At 64.6% G+C, this 16,550-nt stretch carries 16 protein-coding genes and 1 pseudogene; 13 read left to right on the top strand and 4 right to left on the bottom strand.

The features are described 5' to 3' along the window. Positions 1–47: 47 nt before the first annotated feature. From AC0L16_RS31190 to AC0L16_RS31165, 6 genes are all read left to right on the top strand, one after another. A complete protein-coding gene (locus AC0L16_RS31190) occupies positions 48–1,406 on the top strand; it encodes a cytochrome ubiquinol oxidase subunit I (protein WP_473625332.1) in 1,359 nt (452 codons plus the stop codon). Positions 1,407–1,416: 10 nt separating this feature from the next. Next, the gene (locus tag AC0L16_RS31185) at positions 1,417–2,421 is read left to right on the top strand and encodes a cytochrome d ubiquinol oxidase subunit II (protein WP_473625331.1); all 1,005 of its coding nucleotides are present in this window, start codon (positions 1,417–1,419) and stop codon (positions 2,419–2,421) included. Positions 2,422–2,636: 215 nt separating this feature from the next. Then, positions 2,637–3,407: a transporter substrate-binding domain-containing protein gene (locus tag AC0L16_RS31180; RefSeq protein WP_473625367.1), complete on the top strand. Its 771-nt coding sequence runs from the start codon at positions 2,637–2,639 to the stop codon at positions 3,405–3,407. Positions 3,408–3,447: 40 nt separating this feature from the next. Beyond that, positions 3,448–4,119, top strand: a complete 672-nt coding sequence (locus tag AC0L16_RS31175; protein ID WP_473625330.1) for an amino acid ABC transporter permease — start codon at positions 3,448–3,450, stop codon at positions 4,117–4,119. A gap of 10 nt (positions 4,120–4,129) precedes the next feature. Then, a complete protein-coding gene (locus AC0L16_RS31170; protein ID WP_473625329.1) occupies positions 4,130–4,789 on the top strand; it encodes an amino acid ABC transporter permease in 660 nt (219 codons plus the stop codon). After that, entirely contained in the window at positions 4,767–5,492 is a 726-nt protein-coding gene (locus tag AC0L16_RS31165) for an amino acid ABC transporter ATP-binding protein (RefSeq protein ID WP_473625328.1), read from the top strand. The genes AC0L16_RS31170 and AC0L16_RS31165 overlap by 23 nt, the downstream gene beginning before the upstream one ends. Positions 5,493–5,528: 36 nt before the next feature. On the opposite strand, the gene msrA is transcribed toward AC0L16_RS31165, so the two are convergent. The 4 genes from msrA to AC0L16_RS31145 all read right to left on the bottom strand — a co-directional run bounded on the left by msrA (position 5,529) and on the right by AC0L16_RS31145 (position 7,835). Beyond that, a complete protein-coding gene (gene msrA / locus AC0L16_RS31160) occupies positions 5,529–6,269 on the bottom strand; it encodes a peptide-methionine (S)-S-oxide reductase MsrA (protein WP_473625326.1) in 741 nt (246 codons plus the stop codon). A gap of 152 nt (positions 6,270–6,421) precedes the next feature. After that, positions 6,422–6,712, bottom strand: coding sequence for a hypothetical protein (locus tag AC0L16_RS31155; RefSeq protein ID WP_473625325.1), 291 nt, complete (start codon positions 6,710–6,712; stop codon positions 6,422–6,424). A gap of 80 nt (positions 6,713–6,792) precedes the next feature. Further along, positions 6,793–7,518: a DUF1223 domain-containing protein gene (locus AC0L16_RS31150; RefSeq protein WP_473625324.1), complete on the bottom strand. Its 726-nt coding sequence runs from the start codon at positions 7,516–7,518 to the stop codon at positions 6,793–6,795. Between the two features lie 155 nt (positions 7,519–7,673). Next, positions 7,674–7,835, bottom strand: coding sequence for a hypothetical protein (locus AC0L16_RS31145; RefSeq protein WP_473625323.1), 162 nt, complete (start codon positions 7,833–7,835; stop codon positions 7,674–7,676). Between the two features lie 216 nt (positions 7,836–8,051). On the opposite strand from AC0L16_RS31145, the gene lepA reads away from it, so the two are divergent. The 7 genes and pseudogenes from lepA to AC0L16_RS31110 all read left to right on the top strand — a co-directional run bounded on the left by lepA (position 8,052) and on the right by AC0L16_RS31110 (position 16,473). Then, positions 8,052–9,857 (top strand): translation elongation factor 4, encoded by a 1,806-nt coding sequence (lepA, locus tag AC0L16_RS31140; RefSeq protein ID WP_473625321.1) that lies wholly within the window; start codon positions 8,052–8,054, stop codon positions 9,855–9,857. Between the two features lie 110 nt (positions 9,858–9,967). Then, positions 9,968–10,483 (top strand): hypothetical protein, encoded by a 516-nt coding sequence (locus tag AC0L16_RS31135; RefSeq protein ID WP_473625320.1) that lies wholly within the window; start codon positions 9,968–9,970, stop codon positions 10,481–10,483. Positions 10,484–10,490: 7 nt separating this feature from the next. Then, positions 10,491–11,000 (top strand): hypothetical protein, encoded by a 510-nt coding sequence (locus AC0L16_RS31130; RefSeq protein WP_473625319.1) that lies wholly within the window; start codon positions 10,491–10,493, stop codon positions 10,998–11,000. 96 nt (positions 11,001–11,096) lie between these two features. Continuing rightward, a pseudogene (locus AC0L16_RS31125) lies at positions 11,097–11,210 on the top strand ((4Fe-4S)-binding protein); the annotation flags it as partial. A 19-nt stretch (positions 11,211–11,229) separates the two neighbouring features. Further along, positions 11,230–11,709 (top strand): CDGSH iron-sulfur domain-containing protein, encoded by a 480-nt coding sequence (locus AC0L16_RS31120; protein ID WP_473625318.1) that lies wholly within the window; start codon positions 11,230–11,232, stop codon positions 11,707–11,709. Between the two features lie 302 nt (positions 11,710–12,011). Then, entirely contained in the window at positions 12,012–14,033 is a 2,022-nt protein-coding gene (locus tag AC0L16_RS31115; RefSeq protein ID WP_473625317.1) for a hydantoinase/oxoprolinase N-terminal domain-containing protein, read from the top strand. 268 nt (positions 14,034–14,301) lie between these two features. Further along, positions 14,302–16,473, top strand: coding sequence for a malate synthase G (locus AC0L16_RS31110; protein WP_473625315.1), 2,172 nt, complete (start codon positions 14,302–14,304; stop codon positions 16,471–16,473). Positions 16,474–16,550 lie beyond the last annotated feature (77 nt).

Genomic DNA, 16,550 nt, shown 5'->3' with positions numbered 1-16,550 from the left:
GCGCATCCGGCCTATCTTCCCTGACATAGCAGCAGCCGGAGCCCACCATGGACCCGCTCATTCTTTCGCGCATCCAGTTCGGCGCCAACATCTCGTTCCATATCCTGTTTCCGGCTATCACCATTGCGCTTGGCTGGATGCTGCTGTTCTTCAAGCTTCGCTACAACGCCACCGGCGATACCGCCTGGATGCGCGCCTATTTCACCTGGGTGAAGGTGTTCGCGCTGTCCTTTGCCATGGGCGTGGTTTCGGGAGTCACCATGAGCTTCCAGTTCGGCACCAACTGGCCGGGCTACATGGAGACCGTCGGCAACATCGCCGGCCCGCTGCTCGCCTATGAGATACTCACCGCCTTCTTCCTCGAGGCGGCGTTCCTCGGCATCATGCTGTTCGGCTTCCGCCGCGTCTCCAACCGCATCCACACGCTGGCAACCGTGCTGGTGGCCGGCGGCACCACGCTGTCCGCCTTCTGGATCATCGCGCTCAATTCATGGATGCAGACGCCGGTCGGCTTCGAGATGCGCGACGGCGTCGCCCACGCTACCGACTGGTGGGCGATCGTCTTCAACCCGTCCATGCCCTACCGGCTCGTCCACATGCTGCTTGCCTCCGGCCTGACGGTTTCGTACCTGATCGCCGGCCTGTCGGCGCTGCGCTATCTCTATGGCGACCGTTCGGAATCGATGTGGAAGGCCTTGCGCACCGGTGTCTTCACCGCGGCGATCCTGATCCCCATCCAGATATTCGCCGGCGACCAGCATGGCCTCAACACGCTCGAGCATCAGCCGCAGAAGGTCGCCGCCATGGAGGCCAACTGGAACACCGGCCCCAACGTGCCGCTGGTCCTTTTCGCCCTTCCCGACGAGGCGGCAAGGGAGAACAAATTCGAGCTCACCATCCCCGATGGCGCCAGCCTCATCCTCAGGCACAGTGCCAGCGGCGTCGTGCCGGGGCTGAACGACTATGCCGGCAACCACCCGCCGGTCTTCCCGGTGTTCTGGGCTTTTCGCATCATGGTCGGCACCGGCGTCCTGATGCTCGTCGTCTCCTGGTCGGCCGCCTTTTTCCTCAAGCGGCGGCACAGCCTGCCGAGACCGCTGGCGCTGGTGATGGTGCCGATGGCGCTGTCCGGCTGGCTGGCGACACTGGCTGGCTGGTACACCACCGAGATCGGCCGCCAACCGTGGCTGGTCACCGGCGTGCTGAAAACTGTCGATGCCGTCGGCCCGGTCGCCGGCAGCCAGGTCGCTCTGTCGCTTGCGGTTTATCTCATCCTCTATGCGCTGCTTCTGATCGCCTATCTCGGCGTGCTGGTCTATCTGGCGCTGAAGGCGGCGAAGGACGGCGATGCCTCGCCGCTGCCGGGCGTTCTCGACGCGCCGCTGTCGCAGCCGGCGGCGAAATAGGAGAACGGCGATGATCCTCGACTGGCCGACATTGCTCCCTCTCATCTTCGCCGGCCTGATGGGCCTTGCCATCCTGATCTACGTCATCCTCGACGGCTTTGATCTCGGTATCGGCATCCTGTTCGCAGTCGCCGAGGACGCCGAGCAGGATACGATGATCGCGGCAATAGGCCCGTTCTGGGACGCCAACGAGACCTGGCTGGTGCTGGCCGTCGGCCTGCTGCTGGTCGCCTTCCCGCTGGCGCACGGCACCATCCTCACCGCGCTCTATATTCCGGTCTTCCTGCTCCTTGTCGGCCTGATCCTGCGCGGCGTCGCCTTCGATTTCCGGGCCAAGGTGCCGGCCGGTCGCAAGCATCGCTGGAACCGCATCTTCTTCCTGGGCTCGGTCATCGCTTCGCTGGCGCAGGGCTACATGCTGGGGATCTATGTGCTGGGCCTCGATGTCCGCCTTGGCGGCATGGCCTTCGGCGCGCTGGTGGCGCTCTGCCTTGCCGCCGCCTATGCGGCGATGGGCGCGGCCTGGGTCATCTACAAGACGGAAGGCGGATTGCAGAAGAAGGCGGTGCTATGGCTCCGCCGGGCGCTGGTGCTGACCGCGCTCGGCATGGTCGCCGTCTCGCTGGCCACGCCGCTCGCCAGTCCGCGCATCTTCGACAAATGGTTCGTCTGGCCGGCCATGCTCTATTTGTCGCCGCTGCCGGTCCTGTCAGCGGTGCTGTTCGCATGGCTGTGGCGGCAGACCTTCCATCTGCCTAAGGCCGACGACCGCCATGCGCTGACGCCGTTCTTGACGCTCGCCGCCATCTTCACGCTGGGCTTTGCCGGCCTCGCCTGGTCGTTCTATCCCTTCGTCGTGCCCGACAGGCTGACCATCTGGCAGGCGGCGTCCGCGCCGGAAAGCCTCGCCATCATCCTGGCCGGCACGGTGGTGGTGCTGCCGATCATCATTTTCTATTCGTTCTATGCCTACCGCGTCTTCGGCGGCAAGGCGACGGATCTGACCTACGACTGACAGGTAAACCATCGAACTGCACAATATTTAGGCAGCTTGCCGGTCGGGCGGCATCGGCTCGTGAAGACCGCCTTGCCAGGCCCACCTTGCCAATCCCGCCGGGAAAGTCCGATTCGCAGCGATTTCGATGGTTTGGCATGTCTGTTGCTTTGCCTTGGCGACCAATTGGTTTTGTCCAGTCAAAGGGAAAGATAATGAACCGTCGCAATGTCTGCATGCTGGCCTTCGCCGCCGCCGTTGGAATGGCCATGGCTTCGTCTCCGCAGGCGCGGGCTGACGCCTTGAGCGACATCGCGGCGCGTGGCACCGTCCGCATCGCCGTTCCACAGGATTTCCCGCCCTTCGGCAGTGTCGGCGCCGACATGACGCCGCAAGGCTACGACGTCGACATCGCCAATCTGATTGGCGAAAAGCTCGGCGCCAAGGTCGAGATCGTCCCGGTCACCAGCGCCAACCGCATTCCCTATCTCCAGACCAACAAGGTCGACCTGGTTATTTCAAGCCTCGGCAAGAATCCCGATCGCGAGAAGGTCATCGACTTTTCCGAAGCCTATGCTCCCTTCTACAACGGCGTGTTCGCTCCGGCAGATGTCGCGGTCGCAAAGGCGGAAGACCTCGCCGGCAAGACCGTTGGCGTCACCCGCGGCGCAATCGAAGATCTCGAACTGACCAAAGTTGTGCCCGCGAGCGTCGAGATCAAGCGCTACGAGGACAATAACGGCACTATTTCCGCTTTCCTTTCGGGCCAGGTCGAGGTGATCGCGACCGGGAACGTCGTCGCCGCCGCCATCCTCGAAAAGAACCCGCCCAAGCGGCCGGAGCTCAAGTTCCTGATCAAGAACTCGCCTTGCTACATTGGCATGAACAAGGAGCAGCCGGCGTTGATGGCCAAGATCAACGGCATCATCGCCGCCGCCAGGTCCGATGGCGCCCTCAACGCGATTTCGCAAAAATGGCTGAAGGTGGACCTGCCGGCTGACCTGTGATCGCCGCCTGCCGCGTGTGGCTGAGGTCGGATAGCAAGCCATGACCTATCAGTTCGATTTCGGCTGGCTGATCGGATCTCTGCCGGTGCTGCTCAAGGGCATCCGGATCACCGTGCAGCTCATCCTGATCGGCGCGGTGTTCGGCGTGGCATTGGGCATTGCCTGCGCCTGGGTGCGGGCCTTGGGGCCGAAATGGCTGAAACCCGTCGTCGCAACCTATGTCGAGCTGATCCGCAACACGCCCTTCCTCATCCAGCTGTTCTTCATCTTCTTCGGCCTGCCGTCGCTTGGCATCAGGATGTCGGAACTGACCGCCGCCAACCTCGCCATGATCGTCAACCTCGGCGCCTACAGCTGCGAGATCATCCGCGCCGGCATCCAGGCCACGCCGCGCGGCCAGTTCGAGGCCGGCGCCAGCCTCGCAATGACCCCGTTCCAGACCTTCTGGCACGTGGTTCTGGTCCCGGCGCTGCAGCGCATCTGGCCTGCGCTGTCGTCGCAGATCGTCATCGTCATGCTGGGCTCGGCCGTCGTTTCGCAGATCGCCGCCGAGGACCTGACTTTCGCCGCCAATTTTATCCAGTCGCGCAATTTCAGGGCCTTCGAAACCTACTTCGTCTCCACCTTGATCTACCTGGCGCTCGCCATCCTGCTGCGCCAGCTGCTGGCCGGCCTGGGCTGGATGCTGTTCCCGAGGAAGGCATCGCGATGAGACAGGCGCCATGACCGAGTTCAGCTTCTGGGACATCCTGCGCAACCTGCTTCTGGCCGCCCGCTGGACCGTTGTCCTCTCGCTGGTCTCCTTCATCGGTGGCGGCATCGTCGGCGCGGCCCTGCTTTTCCTGCGCATCGGCGGCCGGCATTCGGCGCGGTTTCTGTCACGCGGCTACATCCAGCTGTTTCAGGGCACGCCGCTCCTGATGCAGCTCTTTCTCGCTTTCTTCGGGCTTGGTCTGTTCGGCATCGACGTTCCCGCCTGGCTTGCCGCCTGTGTCGCGCTCATCCTTTGGACCGCAGCCTTCCTCGTCGAAATCTGGCGCGGCTGCGTCGAGAGCATTGCCAAGGGTCAATGGGAGGCGTCCGCCAGCCTCGGCATGGGTTATCTCCAGCAGATGCGCTACGTCATCCTGCCGCAGGCGCTGAAAGTGGCGGTGCCGCCGACCGTCGGCTTCTCGGTGCAGGTGGTGAAGGGCACCGCGCTCACCTCGATCATCGGCTTCGTCGAACTGTCGAAGGCCGGTTCGATCGTCACCAACGCCACGTTCCAGCCGTTCACCGTGTATGGCCTGGTCGCGCTCATCTATTTTGCCTTGTGCTGGCCGCTGTCGAAATCCAGCCAGCTCCTGGAAAGGAAGCTCAATGTCGCTCATCGCAATCACTGAGGTGAAGAAGCGCTTCGGCGACAACGAGGTGCTGAAGGGGATTTCCATCGACGTCGCGCCGGGCGAGGTCGTCGCCATCATCGGCAAGAGCGGTTCGGGCAAGTCGACGCTGCTGCGCTGCATCAACGGGCTGGAGACCATCGATGAAGGCTCGATCGTCGTCGCCGGCGCCCAGTTCCTGCCCGACGAGGTGCATCTCAAGGCGCTGCGCCTGAAGGTCGGCATGATTTTTCAGCAATTCAACCTGTTCCCGCATCTCACCGCCGGCGGCAATGTCATGTTGTCGCAGATGGTGGTGAAGAAGACGCCGAAGAAGGACGCCGAGGCGGTCGCGCGAAAAATGCTCGACCGCGTCGGTCTCGCCCACAAGTTCGACGCCTTGCCGGACGAATTGTCCGGCGGCCAGCAGCAGCGCGTGGCGATCGCCCGGGCGCTCGCCATGCAGCCCATCGCGCTGCTATGCGACGAGATCACCTCGGCGCTCGATCCCGAGCTCGTCGCCGAAGTGCTGGCCGTCGTCAAGGAATTGGCGGCGGAAGGCATGACGCTGGTGATGGTCACCCACGAGATGCGCTTTGCCCGCGACGTCTGCTCGCGCGTCGTCTTCATGCATCAGGGCCGCGTCCACGAGATCGGCGCCCCCGAGGACGTTTTTTCCAATCCCAAGACGCCGGAACTTCGGCAGTTTCTGGGCGTGCAGTAGCGGGCATTGCTGTCTGTCCTAGCGCGTCGCAAAAGATCAGCTCTTGTTGGCGGCCAGCACCAGCACCGGCTTGTCGCTGTAAAGGCTGGGGAATAGCGTCTTCAAATTCTCGACCTTGGGCAGGTCGTTGTAGACGATATAGGGATAGGTCGGGTTCAGCGTCAAAAAGTCCTGGTGGTAGTCCTCGGCCGGATAGAATTTTTTCCCCGTCTCCAGCGTGGTCACGATCGGCTCCGGAAACACCTTGGCCTTGTCGAGCTGCGCGATATAGCTCTCGGCGATCTTCTTCTGCGCGTCGCTTTCGGCAAAGATCGTCGAACGGTATTGGGGGCCGCGGTCCGGACCCTGGTAGTTCAGCTGCGTCGGGTTGTGCGCGACCGAGAAATACACCTGCAGCAGCTGGCCGTAAGTGACTTTGGACGGCTCGTAGATGAGCTCGACGGCTTCGGCATGCCCGGTCCGTCCGGTGCCGACCGTCTCGTAGACGGCGGTGTCCTTGTCGCCGCCGGCATAGCCGGAGACGGCGCTGGTCACGCCCTTGACGTGCTGGAACACGCCTTGCACGCCCCAGAAGCAGCCGCCGGCGAAGATCGCCCTGGCGGTGCCGGCGGCGGGTTTTTCGTCCATCGCCGGTGGCGGGATCACCACCGCCGCCTCGGCCGAGATCGCCGGCGTCTGCCACAAGGCGGCGCCGGCCGCCGCGAGCATCACAGCCGCAAGCGCGCTCCTGGCGAAGCTCGTCGAGCGCCTCGCAACGGGTTCTCGAATGCCAGTCATGTCTGATCTCCCATGATGGTGTTGTGACTATAGAACATTTGGGTCCGCCGGCGTGTCACATTGCCGTGCGTATTTTCGGGCCGTGCGTATTTGGAATGCCGCGCCGGCGCAGGATTGGAACCTCGCGCCGGTGCCGCAAGGGCTTGCCGGACCTACTTGGCCATGCCCATAGCGTCGCAGGCCTTTGTTGCCTCATCCTTCTTCATCGCGTCGGTTTCCATGGCTGCCTTGTCCATGCATTCCTTCATCTTTTCGGCGGTCATCGGGTCGGCCGGCTTCCTCGCGTCGGTGGCCATGGCATCGGCGGGCTTCATGGCATCCGTGGCCATCGGGTCAGCGGGCTTCATCGCATCCTCGGCGCGGGCAATGCCGCCGGCAAAAAGCGCCGTCGAGCAAAGTGCGAAGGCGAGCGCCGGCAGCGTCAGGCGGGTAAAGTTGGTCATGGTGGTCTCCTCTGGGTGGCGCGCTGATGCGGCCGGCATGTGCGGCGCCGCTCATGCGGCGTTGCGCAGATCTTTGGATTCTAGTTCGTCGCGGCGGCCAGGATCGGTCCGCCATCCGGCACTTGCACCAGCACCGCGGTGCTTAGCCCGCTCGGCGGTGCCGGCAGCGGCAGCGCGATGGCCTCGCCGGTCCAGGCGCCAAGCCTGGAGAGGGAATGCACGACATTGGCGTGCGGCAGCGTGCGTCCGGTGTTTTCGCCGCGCGCCACCGGCACTTCGATGACGCCCTGCCGGTAGCGCACCAGCCAGATATCGGCCTTGCCGCCCGGCACCGGACCGGCGCCGATGGCGATCTTGCTGCTGTCGAGCGACAGCGAAGGTCCTTTCGCGCGGCCGCTGCTCGAAATCAGCTGCTCGATCTCGCCGGGCCGGGCGCCGACCGCATCGGCATTGCCATTGACCACCACTTGCGGCGTGAACGGACCCGAACGGCCGAGCGACGGCTCGTAGCGGACCTGGCGCTGGGTGAATTCCTCCCTGCCGAAAGTGTCCTTCCAGCCGAGATAATCCCAGTAGGTGACGTTGAAGGAGAGCGCCAACACATCAGGCCGGTCCTTGACCTTGATCAGATTGGCGTTGGCCGGCGGGCAGGATGAGCAGCCCTGGCTGGTGAACAGTTCGACCACGGTGAGCGGCTGGCCGGCGGCGCCGGTTGCCGAAGACAAAGCAGCGGCGAGCCCTACAAGGACCGCGCCTGCGCTTGATTGCATCGCGCGTCTGCGGCGCTTGGCTTGTGATCCAGTCATCGGCTGTCCTCCGCTGCGACGGGCGTGAAGCGCCGTCATGTCTCCACTTCGGCGCCGTAGAGCGGTTCGTTACAGCCATCACCGCTTCGTGATCGTTTACCTTCGTTTGCTGCCGGCGCGATGCCGCGAACAACAGCGTCTTCGGCCGCCTGCGCTCAGCCCTGGCGCCGCGTTTCCACGTAATGCCATAGGCCGGCCGCGACAGCACCCGCCGCGATACAAACGGCAATCGAGATCCCGGTGTTGCCGCCCACGTTGCCGAACGCGGCGCCTAGCACCACCCCACCGAGAATGCCCCAAACCAGCTTGATCGCCATTGGTTTGTCCTTTCGTGAGTTCGGAACGATGCGAGCCTTGCATATTTATCGACACCAGACGGAGACGGGAAAATGACCGGTGCCGATGGATGCCGCCCGGCTTTCGCCAGCCATCAGCGCTGCAAATGCAGGCGGGTGAGCGCAAACCTGACGCGATTGCCTGGCCGCGCCCGCCGCCGCTTGCCCGGGCAAGCTGCCCCTGCTAAAGCGCCCGACATGACCACGCCGATCAAGAACATCCGCAATTTCTCCATCGTCGCCCATATCGACCATGGCAAATCCACGCTTGCCGACCGGCTGATCCAGCTGACCGGCGGGCTGGAGCTGCGCGACATGAAGGAGCAGGTGCTGGACTCGATGGATATCGAGCGCGAGCGCGGCATCACCATCAAGGCGCAGACCGTGCGGCTGAAATACCAAGCCAACAATGGCGAGGGTTACATCCTCAATCTGATCGACACGCCCGGCCATGTCGACTTCGCCTACGAAGTGTCGCGTTCGCTGGCCGCCTGCGAGGGTTCGCTGCTGGTCGTCGACGCCTCTCAAGGCGTCGAGGCGCAGACGCTGGCCAATGTCTACCAGGCCATCGACAACAACCACGAGATCGTCGTGGTGCTGAACAAGGTCGACCTGCCCGCCGCCGAGCCCGAGCGCATCCGCGAGCAGGTCGAGGAGGTGATCGGCATCGATGCCTCCAACGCCGTGCTGATCTCGGCCAAGACCGGGCTCGGCATTCCCGATGTGCTGGAGGCGATCGTCAATGATTTGCCGCCGCCGCGCGAGGGCGACATCGCGGCCCCGCTGAAGGCGATGCTGGTCGACAGCTGGTACGACGCCTATCTCGGCGTCATCGTGCTGGTGCGCATCATCGACGGCGTGCTGAAGAAAGGCCAGACCATCCGCATGATGGGCACCGGCGCCAAGTACCTGGTCGAGCGCACTGGCGTCTTCACCCCGGCCCGCATCAATGTCGACGAGCTCGGCCCCGGCGAGTTCGGCTTCTTCACCGGCTCGATCAAGGAAGTGGCCGATACCCGCGTCGGCGACACCATCACCGAGGACAAGCGCCAGACGGCGCAGGCCCTGCCCGGCTTCAAGCCGGCGCAGCCGGTGGTGTTCTGCGGCCTGTTCCCGGTCGACGCCGCCGATTTCGAGGATCTGCGCGCTGCAGTCGGCAAATTGCGCCTCAACGATGCTTCTTTCTCATACGAAATGGAAACCAGCGCTGCACTCGGCTTCGGCTATCGCTGCGGCTTCCTTGGCCTGCTGCACCTCGAAATCATCCAGGAGCGGCTGGAGCGCGAGTTCAACCTCGACCTCATCGCCACGGCGCCGTCGGTCGTCTACCGCTTGGCTTTGAACGACGGCACGACGAAGGAACTGCACAACCCGGCCGACATGCCGGACGTAGTCAAAATCCAGGCCATCGAGGAGCCGTGGATCCGCGCCACCATCCTCACCCCGGACGAGTATCTCGGCGGCATCCTGAAACTCTGCCAGGACCGGCGCGGCATCCAGGCCGATCTCTCCTATGTCGGCAAGCGCGCCATGCTGACCTATGACCTGCCGCTCAACGAGGTCGTCTTCGACTTCTACGACCGGCTGAAGTCGATCTCCAAGGGCTACGCCTCCTTCGACTATCATTTGACCGACTATCGCGAGGGCGACCTGGTGAAAATGTCGATCCTGGTCAATGAGGAGCCGGTCGACGCGCTGTCGATGCTGGTCCACCGCACGGCGGCGGAAAAGCGCGGCCGGCTGATGTGCGAGAAGCTGAAGGAACTGATCCCGCACCATCTGTTCAAGATCCCGATCCAGGCGGCGATCGGCGGCAAGGTCATCGCCCGCGAAACCATCTCGGCCCTGCGCAAGGACGTCACCGCCAAATGCTACGGCGGCGACGTCTCACGCAAGCGCAAGCTGCTCGACAAGCAGAAAGAGGGCAAGAAGCGGATGCGGCAGTTCGGCAAGGTGGATATCCCGCAGGAGGCGTTTATCCAGGCGCTGAAGATGGGCGATTGAGCGGGGCAGCGCCCGCTTAATCTCAAAGAATAAGGGCCGGAGGCCACGAAAGCCAACGATTGGAGAACGTCCCTTCCTGAAGTATCCTTGGGTTTGGAAGGGAGGTCCCAATGCGTTCCAGCCCTTTGGATATCGTCGCTGCGATTGGCCTCGCCATCGGTGGCGCCTTTGGCCTCGCCGGCACCTTCGTGAAGAGCGCGGAACTGCGCGAAACACTCTGGACGATCGACGGCGTCGCGCTCGTGGTCGCAGCCGCTCTGTTGACGATGAAGTATCAGCGGCAAGGCAACGACTGCGTGGCGGCCGGATTTTTGACCTTCGTTGCCGGCGAGAGCCTGCTGCTATCAGACAATGCGGCAGGCCTCGAGGCCAGCGTTCCCTCCTATGCCGGCGGCATCTCGCTCTGGGCGGCATCGCTTGTCATGGTCAGCGCGCCGAAAACCTTCGCTTTGTGGATGCGCCTGACCGCTGTCGTGGCCGCCGTGCTGTTCACCGTGTCGGCGGGCATGATCCTCTGGGGCGCGCCCTTGCTGCCGACCTCGTCGCCCTTGCCCGTTGCCGGATATCCGTTTCTGGTCCTCACATTCATCGGCTGGATCTGGACCCTGCTGAAGCCCGGCCGATGAGTGGCCCATGTCTTCGCCCGTCGAAATCCGCAACAGCCCCACCGGAAAAATCTTTCCCGCGCTCGGGCCGCTCCTGATCGCTGCGATCTTCGGCTTCTTCGCGCTGAAGGGGCTTGCGTCAGGCGCCCCGGGCCAAGGGCTGTTCCTGGTGGTGGTGCTGGCGCTTGGCTGCCTGGGGCTTGGTCTGTTCCTGGCGCGCGGCGCGTTCGACACCGGCGTCCAGGTGGTGCTCGACGCCAGCGGCTTTCGTGACCGGCGCGGCGGCGACGTGCTGGTGCCCTGGGAGAAGGTGCGCGGCGCCCACCTCACCTCCGGCAAAGGCGCGGCGATGATCAGCTTCGAACTGACCGAGCCGCCTCCCGATGCGATCAGATATGCGCCGGCCAATGCGCTCGGCCGCTTGCTGCCCTTCGGCAAGAACATCGTCCATATGGAGATATCCTCGCTCGACATCACCGGCGCCGACATGATCGCGGCGATCCGGCGGCTCGCGCCACATGTGGCGGTGTTGAGGTAGGCGCTCCCCTTCCCTTTGTGGGAGAAGGTGGATCGGCGCGCAGCTTGACGCCGTCCGGGCCACCGCCATAGCGTAGTCCGATAGGAGACCCCACCCATGGCAGGCACGGTCGAAGGCGAAAAAATCGATGTCGGGTTTTCCGGCCGGCGCTGCATCCATTCGCGCAATTGCGTGCTTGGCGATCCGCATGTCTTCGTGCCCAACGCGAAGGGCCAGTGGATCCATCCCGGTGCGGCCAGCGTCGAGAAGATCGTGGCGATCGCCGAGCGCCATCACCTATGTCAGGAAGGACGGCGGCCCGCAGGAACAGCCGCCGGTGGTCAACACCGTGCGCATCAGGGAAAACGGCCCGCTGGCGGTCCATGCCGAGATCGTGCTCGACGGCGAGACGTCTTTTCGCGCCACGCTCTGCCGCTGCGGCGCCTCGGAAAACAAGCCGTTCTGCGACGGCAGCCATAGCAGGGCGGGCTTTACCGCCACCGGCGAGCCGGCGCTGAAGGACACGCCGGCGCTGGATGCGAGGAATGGCCCGCTGACGGTGACCCCGACGAAGAACGGCCCGCTCAAGCTCGAAGGCAATGTCGAGATCGTCACCGGCACCGGCCACACGGTCGACCGCACGCCACGCACCTTCCTCTGCCGCTGCGGCCATTCCGCCAACAAGCCGTTTTGCGACGGCAGCCATAAGCGCGTGGGGTTTGTCGGGTAGCTGCCAAAGGTTGCGATCCGTCACACCCCCTCTGGCCTGCCGGCCATCTCCCCCTCAAGGGGGGAGATTGGCAGCTTCGCCGGCGGCACCCTGTTTGAAGCGTTAAAAATTTGCGAAAGCGTGGGTGACATCTAATCTCCCCCTTGAGGTGGAGATGTCCGGCAGGACAGAGGGGGCGCTGTCCCGCCGGCGTTCCTCGCGAATGTTTGTTCCCAACGTCGCCCTTGGCCCAGCGCTCGCGGCTTTATCCGCGGTTCCGTATCGGCTAAGGGGCGGGGACGAAATTCGCCGGACCCGCCAGAATGAGCACCAAACCATCCCCCCTGTTCCTCGGCATTGACACCGGTGGCACCTACACCGACGCCGTGCTGTGGTTGGAGGCGGGCGGCCCTAACGGCAAAGTGCTGGCCAAGGCCAAGGCGCTGACGACGCGCCACGATCTGGCGGTCGGCATATCGGGCGCGGTCGATGCGGTGCTGCAGAAAGCCGGCACCGACCCTGCTGCGATAAAACTGGTGTCGATGTCGACGACGCTTGCCACCAACGCGCTGGTCGAGGGTCAGGGCGGCCGCGTGGCGCTGGTGATGATTGGCTTTTCCCAAGGCGACCTTGCCCGCGACGGGCTGAAGGCCGCGCTCGGCACCGACCCTGTCGTATTCTGCCCCGGCGGCCATGACGTCCACGGCAATGCGGCCAAGCTCGACCTGTCCGGGCTGGAGGCAGCGCTGCCGGAACTCGGCGCCTCGGTGTCCGGCTTTGCCGTCTGCGCCTATTTCGCCACCCGCAACCCGGCGCATGAGCTCGCCGCCCGCGACCTCATCCGCGAAAAGACCGGCCTGCCGGTCACCGCCAGTCACGAGCTTTCGGCCAAGCTCGGCGGCCCGCGCCGGGCGCTGACGACATTGCTCAACGCCAGGCTGATCTCGATGATCGACCGGCTGGTGGCGGCGACCGAAGGCTTTCTCGCCGCGCGTGGCATCGCAGCCCCCTTGATGGTGGTGCGCGGCGACGGCGCCCTGGTTTCGGCCGCCTTCGCCCGGCAGCGGCCGATCGAGACGATCCTTTCAGGCCCGGCCGCCAGCCTTGTCGGCGCCCGCCACATGACCGGCCTCGACGATGCTGTCGTGTCCGACATTGGCGGCACCACCACCGACGTCGCTGTGCTCGACGGGGGGCGTCCCAGGCTCGATCCGGAAGGCGCCACCGTCGGCGGCTTCCGCACCATGGTCGAGGCGGTCGCCATGCGCACCTTTGGGCTCGGCGGCGATTCCGAAGTGACGCTGGAGGACGGCGCACTCAACCCAAGAATCCTGCTCGGGCCGCGCCGCCTGGTGCCGCTGGCGCTGGCCGGCATGATGCATGGCGAAGTCGTCACATCAGAGCTCGAACGCCAGCTGCGGGCGCCCAATCCCGGCCGCATGGATGGCCGCCTGGCGGTCAGGACCGGCGTGCCGGAGCGGCTGGCCGCCGGCCTGAGCGGCGCCGAAGCCAAGCTCTATGAGATGATAGGTGCTGTGCCGCTGCCCCTCGACCGGCTTTTGACCTCGAACGCGCAGAACGCCACCTTGAACCGGCTGGTGTCGCGCGGGCTGGTGCATGTCGCCGGCTTCACGCCGTCGGACGCCGCCCATGTGCTGTGCAAGCAGTCGAATTGGGATGCCGCCGCGGCCCGTCTGGGTGCGGAGCTGTTCGCCCGCAAGCGCGACGGGCGGGGACAGTCGATCGCCGCCTCGCCGGAGGTGATCTCGGAACGGGTGCTGACCACGCTGACCCGGCTGTCGGCGGAAGTCATCCTCGAAACCGCCTTTGCCGAGGACGGGCTGGATGGCGCGGCGACCGTGGCGCACGCGCTGGTCCAGCGCGCCGTCGACGCGCATCCCGGCATCGCCCGGCTGAGCGTCGCGCTCGACCGCCCGGTCATCGGCCTCGGCGCCTCGGCGCCGCTGCATTATGCCGGACTGCCACCGCTGGTTGGCAATGGCTGCGTGGTGCCTGAGGATACCGATGTCGCCAATGCGCTCGGCGCCGTCGTCGGCCAGGTCAGGGTGTCCGCTGAGGCGCGGGTTAGCCAGCCCCAAGAAGGGCTGTTTCGCGTCGCCTCAGGCGAAACCGTGCGCGATTTCAATAACGAAGCGGCGGCAATCGCGGCGGCGGAAACCGATGTCCGCGCCATTGCCGCCGGGCGGGCCAGGGACGCCGGCACCGACAGCGCCGAAATCGAGATCGCCAGCGAATTCCGCGTTTCGACCGTCGAGGGCCAGCGCATGTTCATCGAGGCGCATGTGGTGGCGGTGGCGTCCGGCAGGCCAAGGATAGCGGTGTAGGGCGCGTAATCTCCCCCCTCGAGGGCCCCTCGAGGGGGAGATGTCGCCGAAGGCGACAGAGGGGGTCGCCGCGCATGAAGTGCGACGCGATTTGGTGCAAAAAGGGGGTCGCGCTCCACGCGCGGCGACCCCCTCTGGCCTGCCGGCCATCTCCCCCTCAAGGGGGAGATCGGCTGCAAAATACCTTCCCTTCACCCTAAGCTGAATTGACCCTGCCACCCTGACATGTCAAAGGCCCGGCCAAAGCCTTTCGTCTGGAGAAGCCCCGATGACCGATCGCGTCGAAATCGCCGGATTGCGGATTGCCCGCGAGCTTTATGATTTCGTCGTGAACGAGGCGCTGCGGGGCACCGGCATTGCAGCCAACTCCTTCTGGACCGGCTTCTCCGCCATCGTGGATGATTTGGCGCCGAAGAACCGGGCTCTGCTCGCAAAGCGCGACGCGCTGCAAGGCCAGATCGACCGCTGGTATCGCAACAATGGCGCGCCCAGCGACATGGAAGCCTACAAGGATTTCCTGAGGGAAATCGGCTATCTCGTGCCGGAAGGGCCGGCCTTCTCCGTCGCGACGGACAATGTCGACCCGGAGATCTCGGTGGTTGCCGGGCCGCAATTGGTGGTGCCGGTAATGAACGCGCGTTACGCGCTGAACGCCGCCAATGCGCGCTGGGGCTCGCTCTATGATGCGCTCTACGGCACCGACGCCATTCCAGAGACCGACGGCGCCGAGAAGGGCGGGAGGTTCAATCCCGTGCGCGGCGCCAAGGTCATTGCCTGGGCGAAGGGCTTTCTCGACGAATCGGTCCCGCTGACGACCGGCAAATGGGCAGGGGTGAACGGGCTTTCCGTGGCCAACGGCATGCTGCGGCTGGGCGAGAGCGCCGGCGCCACCACGCTCGCCGATCCCAAACAGTTTGCCGGCTATCGCGGCGACGCCGATAATCCCGAAGCCGTCCTGCTCACCCGCAATGGCCTGCATATTGAGATTGTGATCGACCGCAGCAACCAGATCGGCAAGACTGATCCAGCCGGCATTGCCGACGTCGTGCTGGAATCGGCGCTGACCACGATCCAGGACTGCGAGGATTCGGTCGCGGCGGTCGATGCGCAGGACAAGGTTTTGGTCTACCGCAACTGGCTCGGCCTGATGAAGGGCGATCTTGCCGAGGAGATCACCAAGGCCGGGAGCACATTTACGCGAAAACTCAATCCCGACCGGTCGTACACCGCGCCTGATGGTGGCGCGCTGTCCCTGCCCGGCCGCTCGCTGATGCTGATCCGCAACGTCGGCCACCTCATGACCAATCCGGCGATTACAGATCGTGACAGCAACGAAGTGCCGGAAGGCATAATGGATGCGGCGATGACGGCGCTGATCGCGCTGCACGATGTCGGCCCGAACGGCCGCCGGCTAAACTCGCGCGCGGGCTCGATGTATGTCGTAAAGCCCAAGATGCACGGGCCGGAGGAAGTCGCCTTCGCCGTCGAGATATTCGACCGTGTCGAGGCGCTGCTCGGCATGGCGAAAAACACTATCAAGATGGGCATTATGGACGAGGAGCGGCGCACCACCGTCAACCTCAAGGAGGCGATTCGCGCCGCCAAAGATCGCGTCGTCTTCATCAACACCGGTTTCCTCGACCGCACCGGCGACGAGATCCACACCTCGATGGAAGCCGGCCCGATGATCCGCAAGGGCAACATGAAGCAGGCCGTCTGGATTGCCGCCTACGAAGCCTGGAACGTCGACACCGGGCTGGAATGCGGGCTGGCCGGCCGCGCCCAGATCGGCAAGGGCATGTGGGCGATGCCCGATCTGATGGCGGCGATGCTGGCGGAAAAGATCGCCCATCCCAAGGCCGGCGCCAACACCGCCTGGGTGCCGTCGCCGACAGCGGCGACGCTGCACGCCACCCATTATCACATGGTCGACGTCGACGCTGTGCAGGCGGCGCTGAAGGGCCGCCCCAAGGCAAAGCTCGACGACATCTTGTCGGTGCCGGTAGCGGTGCGGCCGAACTGGTCGCCGGAGGAGGTCCAGAAGGAACTCGACAACAACGCGCAAGGCATTCTGGGCTATGTCGTCCGTTGGATCGACCAAGGCGTCGGCTGCTCGAAAGTGCCTGACATCAATGACGTAGGCCTGATGGAGGACCGCGCGACGCTGCGCATCTCCTCGCAGCACATCGCCAACTGGCTGCATCACGGCGTGTGCACCTCAGACCAGGTGATGGAGACGATGAAGCGCATGGCCGGCGTCGTCGACCGCCAGAACGCAGGCGATCCGCTCTACCGGCCGATGGCACCTGACTTCGACAAGTCGATCGCCTTCCTCGCCGCCTGCGACCTCGTATTCAAGGGCCGGGTCCAGCCCAACGGCTACACCGAGCCGGTGCTGCACGCGCGGCGGCTTGAGCTGAAGGCGCGTGTACCTGCCTGACCAGAAGGTTCAGGATGCACGACTCGCAACCTTTAAAGAGCCAGGTGAGGTAGGCGTCGGCGCCACCTCCCCTCGAG

The organism is Mesorhizobium sp. WSM4848 (assembly GCF_055811375.1).
Note: the sequence above shows the minus strand (reverse complement) of the source record. Positions and strands in the feature narration are given on the sequence as shown.

Coding starts and splice junctions, on each gene's coding strand:
- msrA (WP_473625326.1), bottom strand. CDS start 6,269: ATGACTGGCATTCGAGAACCCGTTGCGAGGCGCTCGACGAGCTTCGCC.
- AC0L16_RS31165 (WP_473625328.1), top strand. CDS start 4,767: ATGTCGCTCATCGCAATCACTGAGGTGAAGAAGCGCTTCGGCGACAAC.
- AC0L16_RS31155 (WP_473625325.1), bottom strand. CDS start 6,712: ATGACCAACTTTACCCGCCTGACGCTGCCGGCGCTCGCCTTCGCACTT.
- AC0L16_RS31170 (WP_473625329.1), top strand. CDS start 4,130: ATGACCGAGTTCAGCTTCTGGGACATCCTGCGCAACCTGCTTCTGGCC.
- AC0L16_RS31110 (WP_473625315.1), top strand. CDS start 14,302: ATGACCGATCGCGTCGAAATCGCCGGATTGCGGATTGCCCGCGAGCTT.
- AC0L16_RS31130 (WP_473625319.1), top strand. CDS start 10,491: ATGTCTTCGCCCGTCGAAATCCGCAACAGCCCCACCGGAAAAATCTTT.
- AC0L16_RS31180 (WP_473625367.1), top strand. CDS start 2,637: ATGCTGGCCTTCGCCGCCGCCGTTGGAATGGCCATGGCTTCGTCTCCG.
- AC0L16_RS31150 (WP_473625324.1), bottom strand. CDS start 7,518: ATGACTGGATCACAAGCCAAGCGCCGCAGACGCGCGATGCAATCAAGC.
- AC0L16_RS31145 (WP_473625323.1), bottom strand. CDS start 7,835: ATGGCGATCAAGCTGGTTTGGGGCATTCTCGGTGGGGTGGTGCTAGGC.
- AC0L16_RS31185 (WP_473625331.1), top strand. CDS start 1,417: ATGATCCTCGACTGGCCGACATTGCTCCCTCTCATCTTCGCCGGCCTG.
- AC0L16_RS31115 (WP_473625317.1), top strand. CDS start 12,012: ATGAGCACCAAACCATCCCCCCTGTTCCTCGGCATTGACACCGGTGGC.
- AC0L16_RS31175 (WP_473625330.1), top strand. CDS start 3,448: ATGACCTATCAGTTCGATTTCGGCTGGCTGATCGGATCTCTGCCGGTG.
- AC0L16_RS31190 (WP_473625332.1), top strand. CDS start 48: ATGGACCCGCTCATTCTTTCGCGCATCCAGTTCGGCGCCAACATCTCG.
- lepA (WP_473625321.1), top strand. CDS start 8,052: ATGACCACGCCGATCAAGAACATCCGCAATTTCTCCATCGTCGCCCAT.
- AC0L16_RS31135 (WP_473625320.1), top strand. CDS start 9,968: ATGCGTTCCAGCCCTTTGGATATCGTCGCTGCGATTGGCCTCGCCATC.